General features: G+C 71.6%; 5 protein-coding genes and 1 pseudogene. 3 read left to right on the top strand and 3 right to left on the bottom strand.

Annotated elements, in window-relative coordinates:
• Positions 1-61: 61 nt before the first annotated feature.
• From ACWGH4_RS28455 to ACWGH4_RS28445, 3 genes are all read right to left on the bottom strand, one after another.
• On the bottom strand, positions 62-1,399 hold the full coding sequence (locus tag ACWGH4_RS28455) for an ABC transporter substrate-binding protein (protein WP_453465968.1): 1,338 nt from the start codon (positions 1,397-1,399) through the stop codon (positions 62-64).
• Between the two features lie 28 nt (positions 1,400-1,427).
• Positions 1,428-3,110 (bottom strand): glycoside hydrolase family 13 protein, encoded by a 1,683-nt coding sequence (locus ACWGH4_RS28450; RefSeq protein ID WP_453465966.1) that lies wholly within the window; start codon positions 3,108-3,110, stop codon positions 1,428-1,430.
• 223 nt (positions 3,111-3,333) lie between these two features.
• Complete coding sequence (locus ACWGH4_RS28445) at positions 3,334-4,605, bottom strand: ABC transporter substrate-binding protein (RefSeq protein WP_453465964.1); 1,272 nt, start codon at positions 4,603-4,605, stop codon at positions 3,334-3,336.
• 168 nt (positions 4,606-4,773) lie between these two features.
• Here ACWGH4_RS28445 and ACWGH4_RS28440 point away from each other — a divergent pair, with 168 nt between their 5' ends.
• The 3 genes and pseudogenes from ACWGH4_RS28440 to ACWGH4_RS28430 form a co-directional block, all read left to right on the top strand.
• On the top strand, positions 4,774-5,280 hold the full coding sequence (locus ACWGH4_RS28440; protein WP_005310452.1) for a PadR family transcriptional regulator: 507 nt from the start codon (positions 4,774-4,776) through the stop codon (positions 5,278-5,280).
• Positions 5,277-6,116: an ABC transporter ATP-binding protein gene (locus ACWGH4_RS28435; protein ID WP_453465962.1), complete on the top strand. Its 840-nt coding sequence runs from the start codon at positions 5,277-5,279 to the stop codon at positions 6,114-6,116. The genes ACWGH4_RS28440 and ACWGH4_RS28435 overlap by 4 nt, the downstream gene beginning before the upstream one ends.
• Positions 6,117-6,118: 2 nt before the next feature.
• Positions 6,119-6,532 (top strand): annotated as a pseudogene (locus ACWGH4_RS28430) (ABC transporter permease); the annotation flags it as partial.

The following is a 6,532-nucleotide window of genomic DNA, read 5'->3' as shown; positions in this document are numbered from 1 at the left end:
GGCCTTGGGAGCGCGGGCCCGGGGGGCCCGTTCCTTGAGGGTGTCGGCCATGGCGGCTGCCTCAGTTCCCGTACGCCTTGGCGGCCGCGGCCTCGAGCTTCGCCGCGGTGGCCTTCGGGTTCGACGGGTCGCGCAGGAAGTCCTGGAGGAGCTTCCACTCGCCGGCGCCCTTCGTACCGCCGAACGCGGCGGGCGCCTGGTCGGACATGTCGAAGCGGACCGAGTCGCCCGCCCCGACGAGGGATTCGGCGGTGGAGCGGGTGGTCTCGTCGCCGTAGGCGTCGAGGCTGACGTCCTTGTTGGGCGACAGGAATCCACCGGCGCCGGCCCAGATCTCGGCCGCCTCCGGGGTGGCCAGGAACTCCAGGAGCTTCATGCCGGCCTTGCTGTTCTTGCCGTCCTTGAGGACGACGGCGGCGTCGCCGCCGCTGACGACCGGGGCCTCGCCCCCGCCGACGGCGGGGAACGGGAAGAAGGCGGCGTCCTCACCGAGCTTGCGGCCGAACTCGTCCTTGGCTATGCCGCCGACGAAGTCTCCCTCGTAGACCATGCCCGCCTTGGGTTCGGGGCCGAAGACCTGCTCGACGGAGGACGGGAAGTCGGTCTGCAGCGCCGCCTTCGCACCGCCCGCGACCAGCTGGTCGTCCTTGAACAGTTCGCCGAGCGTGGTCAGCGCCTTGACGACGCTCTCGTCGGTCCACTTGAGCTCGTGGCGCGCGAGCTGGTCGTACTTCTCGGGTCCGGCCTGGGAGAGGTAGATGTTCTCGAACCAGTCGGTCAGCGTCCAGCCGTCCTCACCGGCGACGGAGAAGGCGGGCTTGCCGGAGTCGGCGAGTGTGCGGCCTGTCTTGAGGAGGTCCTCGTAGGTCTTGGGGGCACTGACGCCGGCCTGGGTGAACGCCTCGGGGCTGTACCAGACGGTGGACTTGTGGGCGGCCTTGAAGTAGAGGCCGTAGTACGTCTTGTCGACGGTGCCGTAGTTCTTCCACACCGGGGCGAGGCCCGCGGTGGCCGTCTTCGCGGTCTTGTCGGACAGCGGCTCGAGCCAGCCCTCCTTCGCGAACTGCTGAAGGACGCCGACCTGCGGCACCATCACGACGTCCGGTGCGTTGCCGCCCTCGATCTTGCTGCCGACGAAGGTGGAGACGTTGTCGCCGGAGGGCACGAAGACGGTCTTGGCGCCGGTCTTCTCGCTGAAGGCGTCCAGCACCTTCTTGAAGTTCTTCTGTTCGCTGCCGGTCCAGACGCCGGCCACGGTGACGGTCTGGCCGCTGAGCTCGCCGCCCCCGCTCGCGGTTCCGGTGGTGCCGCCGCAGGCGGTGGCGGCGAGGGTGAGGCCGAGAACCGCGGAGGCGGCGGCCGTCGCACGCCGGGTGGTGGTGCTGCCGATTCGTCGCATGGTGAGTCCTTCCGGGGGAGAACGGGGATCAGGAAGCGGGGTGGTCGCCGGTCCACCAGGCGGCGGTCGCTCCGGGGAGCACACCGTCCGGGCAGGGACCGCTGGAGAGAAGGGGTGTTCCGGTCACGGGCGCGGGGACCGGCTCGGTGCCGAAGTTGACCGCGCAGATCAGCCCGTCACCGCGGGCCATGGCGAGGACCTGCGGGGGCGCGTCCAGCCAGCGCAGCGTGCCCTCCCCCAACTGCGGGAGACTGCGGCGCAGCTGCAGGCCGTCGCGGTACAGGTGCCAGAAGGAGCGGGTGTCGGCCAGGGCCCGGTCGGTGGCGTGTTCCGCGAACCACTCGGGCTGCGGGAGCCACGGCCGGGCCCCGGCCACGCCCTGGCTGAAGCCGAACGGGGAAGCGTGGCCGGACCAGGGCAGCGGGACACGGCAGCCGTCGCGGATGCGCTTGCGGCTGCCGGTGCGGTGGAAGATCGGGTCGGTGAGCACCTCGTCGGGCAGGTCGAGCACCTCGGGCAGGCCGAGCTCCTCACCCTGGTAGACGTAGGCGGCGCCGGGCAGCGCGAGCATCAGCAGGGCGGCGGCGCGGGCGCGGGCGGCGCCGAGTCCGCTGGCCTCGACGCCGGGCTCGCCGGCGTAGCGGGTGACGGTGCGGACCTGGTCGTGGTTGTTGAGGACCCAGGTGACGGTCGAGCCGGTGCCGGCGATGTCGCGTATCGCCTCGTCGATCGTCGAGCGGAAGGCGTCGGCGTCCCAGGGGGCGGAGAGCAGGTCGAAGAAGAAGGCCTGGTGCAGCTCGTCCGGGCGGACGTACTCGGCGTGTTCCCGGGCGGTGGGTACGGAGACCTCGCCGACGAGCAGCCGGTCGTGGCCGTCACGGGCGGCGTACTCCTCGCACACCGACCGCCAGCGGCGCCACACGTCGTGGACCTCCGGCTGGTTCCAGGCCAGCGGGTTGACCGAGTCGCGGGAGCGCTCGTCGGCGAACGGGTCGTCGGAGTCGGGGAGCGCGGGGTGCTTGAACAGTCCGGCGGCGACATCGATGCGGAAGCCGTCGACGCCGCGGTCCAGCCAGAAGCGCAGCACCTGTTCGAAGTCGTCGCCGACGGCCGGGTCGCGCCAGTTGAGGTCGGGCTGCTCGGGGGTGAAGAGGTGGAGGTACCACTCCCCCGGCGTGCCGTCGGGTTCGGTGACGCGGCTCCAGGCGGGGCCGCCGAACATGGCGCGCCAGTTGTTGGGCGGCTCTGCCCCGTCGGGGCCTCGGCCGGGCGCGAAGTGGAAGCGGGAGCGGGCGGCGCCGCCGGGGCCGGCGGCGAGCGCCTCGCGGAACCACGGGTGCTCGCTGGAGCAGTGGTTGGGGACGATGTCGAGCAGCAGTTTCAGTCCGAGGCGGCGGGCGTCGGCCACCAGCCGGTCGAACTCGGCGAGGTCGCCGTAGACGGGATCGACGTCCTGGTAGTCCGCGACGTCGTAGCCGTGGTCGTGCTGCGGCGAGGGGTAGAAGGGGCTGAGCCAGATGCCGTCGACGCCCAGCTTCCTGAGGTAGGGAAGCCCGGCCCGGACGCCGGCCAGGTCGCCGATGCCGTCCCCGGTGCTGTCGAGGAAGCTGCGGACGTAGACCTGGTAGATCACCGCGTCGCGCCACCACGGTTCAGGTGTGGAGGCAGGGCGGGAGGGCCGGCCGATGCCGGCCGGAAGCGTGCTGAGCATCTCGCGTCGACCTGTTTCTGCTGAATGCGAGAGCGCCCCGGACCGGGTGCGCTGTTATGCATGCATGTTAAGTAGCGGTGACTGGAAGGTGTCAACGATGCTTCCGGAAACCGTCGAAAGGTGGGGTGGTTTGTACGGTAATGCCCAGGTGTCAAAAAGAGAGCCTCTACTTAACATGTAAGTAGAGGCTCTCCGGAACGGACGGGAGGTGGGCGTGAGCGGGTCAGTCGCTGCGGGAGATCGTCCCCAGCTCGCGCGCGAGCCGCGCGACGGCCTCGGCAGGCGTCTGCCGCAGCGCCATGACGTCCTGCGCCACCGCCTGCACCGCCAGGCTGACCTGGTCGTAGCGCGGACTCTTGGGGCGCGGCACCGCCGACAGCACGCTCTGGCGCAGCGTCGGCAGATAGGGATGGGCCTTGATCAGCTCCGGGTCCTCGTACAGCGCGGCGCGCACCGGCGGCAGCGAGCCCTCGGTGACAACCTGCCGCTGCACCCGCTCACTGGTGAGGTAGGCGATCAGGTCCGCGGCCGACGCCGGGTGCCGCGAGTGGGCGCTGACGGCGAGGTTGGAGCCGCCCAGCACACTGGTGCCGGGCCCGTCGGGCCCGGGCAGCGGCACCGCGCCGAACTTCCCCGCCACCTTCGAGCCCTCGGCGCCGGCGTCCGCGTACACATAGGGCCAGTTCCGCAGGAAGAGCAGCCGGCCGTCCTGGAACGCCTGCCGCGACTCCTCCTCCTTGTAGCCGAGAGCCTCCCGGGGGATCCACCCCTGACGCACCCCGTCGGCGAGGAACGTCAGCCCGGCCCTCGCCGCGGCGGAGTCCACGGTGACCCGCTCCCCGTCGTCCCGCAGGATCGACCCGCCCGCGGAGTGCACGGCCTCCGCGACGTTGACGGTGAGCCCCTCGTAGGGCAGGAACTGGCCGGCGTACCCGTCCAGGCCGTACTTCGGGGCGATCGTACGGGCCTGCCGGGCCAGCTCGGCCCAGGTGCGCGGGGGCTCGACCCCCTCCCGTTCGAGGATGTCCTTGCGGTAGTAGAGCAGCCCGGCGTTGGTGACGTACGGGACCGCGAACAGCCGCCCGTCGAAGGTGGCCGTGTCGACGACCGGCCGCAGGAAACTGTCGAGCGGGAACCGGTCGCGCTCCAGCGGGGAGATCCACCCCGCCGCCGCGAACTCGGAGGTCCATGCCACGTCGATGTTCAGTACGTCGAAGCGGTCGCTGCCGGAACGCAGCTCGCTGGTCATCTGCGCCCGGGTCTCGTCCGCCGAGTCGGGCAGTTCGACCAGGGTGACCCGCTCGTCCGGGTGGGCGCGGTTCCAGTCGTCGAGGAGGGGCGAGAGATAGTCGGTGAGATCACCCGCCGTCGCCAGCGTCATCGGTCCGCGGCCCTGAGGGTCCACGCCACCGGCGCGGGCGCCGAAACCGGCATACCCCGCCAGCAGCACCGCCACGACCAGGAGAGCTCTACCCGCGGCACGCATCCACCGCATAGGTTCCTCCCGGTGCACGATCCGGCTGCGTCGCCGACCATCGGGCCCTATATATACCCGTTAGGCATGGGCGATACTAGACGTCCAGGCGGACCGGACAGGTGCCGTGGGCCACACGCCCGCCGCCCGGCCAACAGGAAACTACGTCAGCGGGAGAGAGGGGGGAGCGTGCGGCTGCCGCTCCTGGCACTGCTCACCCGTGGCCCGGCACATGGTTACGAGCTGAAGCAGGACCTTGAGAAGCTCCTGGGCGCCGCGTACCCTCAGCCGAACGTCGGCCAGATCTACGTCACCCTCGGCCGCCTGGAGAAGAGCGGGCTGATCGACGGCGAGGACGTCGAGCAGTCCGGCCGACCCAACAAGCGCACGTACCGGCTGACCGACGCCGGGCGTGAGGCGGTGCAGGCCTGGTTCGAGGAGACCACCGACGAGCCGCGCGTGCGGGACGAGTTCTTCATGAAGCTCGCCCTGGCGCCCGAGTCGGGGCTCGCCGACCCGGTCGCCCTGATCAACAAGCAGCGGCGACAGTACCTCAACACCATGCGGGACCTGTCGAAGCTGGCCGCCGCCGAGGACCGGGACAACCGGATCTCCCAACTGCTGATCGAGGGCGCGATGCTGCACCTGCAGGCCGACCTGGACTGGCTGGAGCGCTGTCAGGAGGAGCTGGAATGAGCCACGACGCGGCTTCCGGCGACCGCCGCGGGCACGGCACGGCGCCCGTACCCGGACGGGACGCGGCCGCCGGGACGGCGGACGACGGGCGCGGCAGCGCGCCGATCGTGCGCGCGGAGGCCCTGACCAAGACGCACCACGGCGAAGGCGCGCCGGTCCACGCGGTACGGGGTGTGGACCTGACCGTCCGGCCGGGCGAGTTCGTCGCCGTCACCGGGCCCTCCGGCGCCGGGAAGTCGACACTGCTGCATCTGATCGGCGGTCTCCAGCGGCCCGACAGCGGAAAACTCTGGCTCGACGGCCGCCGCGTCGACGAGTACCGCGAGGCCCGCTGGGCGGTGCTGCGGCGGCGCAGCATCGGCGTCGTCTTCCAGTTCTTCAACCTGGTCTCCAACCTGACCGTCGCCGACAACGTCGAACTTCCCGCGCTGCTCGCCGGCGCCTCGCCCAGGGCCGCCCGCGAGTCCCGGGCCGAACTGCTCGCCGAGCTCGGCCTCGAAGGCCGGGAGAAGTCCATGCCCGGCGAGCTCTCCGGCGGCGAACAGCAGCGCGTCGCACTGGCCCGCGCCCTGGTCAACCACCCCGCTCTGCTCCTCGCCGACGAACCGGCCGGCAGTCTCGACAGCAAGGGCACACGCGAGGTGCTGCGGCTGCTGTCCCGTTTCCACCAGCGGGGACAGACGATCCTGATGGTCACCCACGACGCCCGGATGGCCAGCGCCGCCGACCGCGTCATCAGCTTCTTCGACGGACGGATCGCCGACGACGCACAGCTCGGCGGCGGCCACCGCGGCCCGGCCGGCGGAGTGTCCGGCGTGCTCGAACTGAAGGAATGAGCATGCGGGCCACACTTCGCTGGGCTCACGCCGACTTCCGCGCACACCGCGGCGAGGCCCTCTTCGTCGTCCTGGCCAGCGCCGGGATCATCGCCTCCCTGCTGCTGGCCGGCGCACTGTTCAGCTATGCCGCCAACCCCTGGCAGCGGATCTTCAACCAGTCCCAGGGCGCCCACATCTGGCTGCAGACCCGGCCGGGCGCCGACCCGGCCGCCCTGTCCCGGCTCGACGGGGTCGAAGCCCTCTCGGGCCCCTACCGGACCGCCGCCACCACCGTCGAGTCACGCGGCGCGCGGGCGGCGGTCGCGCTGCGGGCGACCGGCGTCCGGCCGCCGGGGACCGGGCGGCCGCTGGTCACCGCGGGCAGCTGGCTCGCACCCGAGGACGACGGCGCGGCCCGTGCCGTCGTCCTGGAG

This window comes from Streptomyces sp. NPDC054847 (assembly GCF_053610925.1).
This window is presented reverse-complemented; position numbering and strand designations above follow the sequence as displayed.

Coding starts and splice junctions, on each gene's coding strand:
- ACWGH4_RS28455 (WP_453465968.1), bottom strand. CDS start 1,399: ATGCGACGAATCGGCAGCACCACCACCCGGCGTGCGACGGCCGCCGCC.
- ACWGH4_RS28450 (WP_453465966.1), bottom strand. CDS start 3,110: ATGCTCAGCACGCTTCCGGCCGGCATCGGCCGGCCCTCCCGCCCTGCC.
- ACWGH4_RS28445 (WP_453465964.1), bottom strand. CDS start 4,605: ATGCGGTGGATGCGTGCCGCGGGTAGAGCTCTCCTGGTCGTGGCGGTG.
- ACWGH4_RS28435 (WP_453465962.1), top strand. CDS start 5,277: ATGAGCCACGACGCGGCTTCCGGCGACCGCCGCGGGCACGGCACGGCG.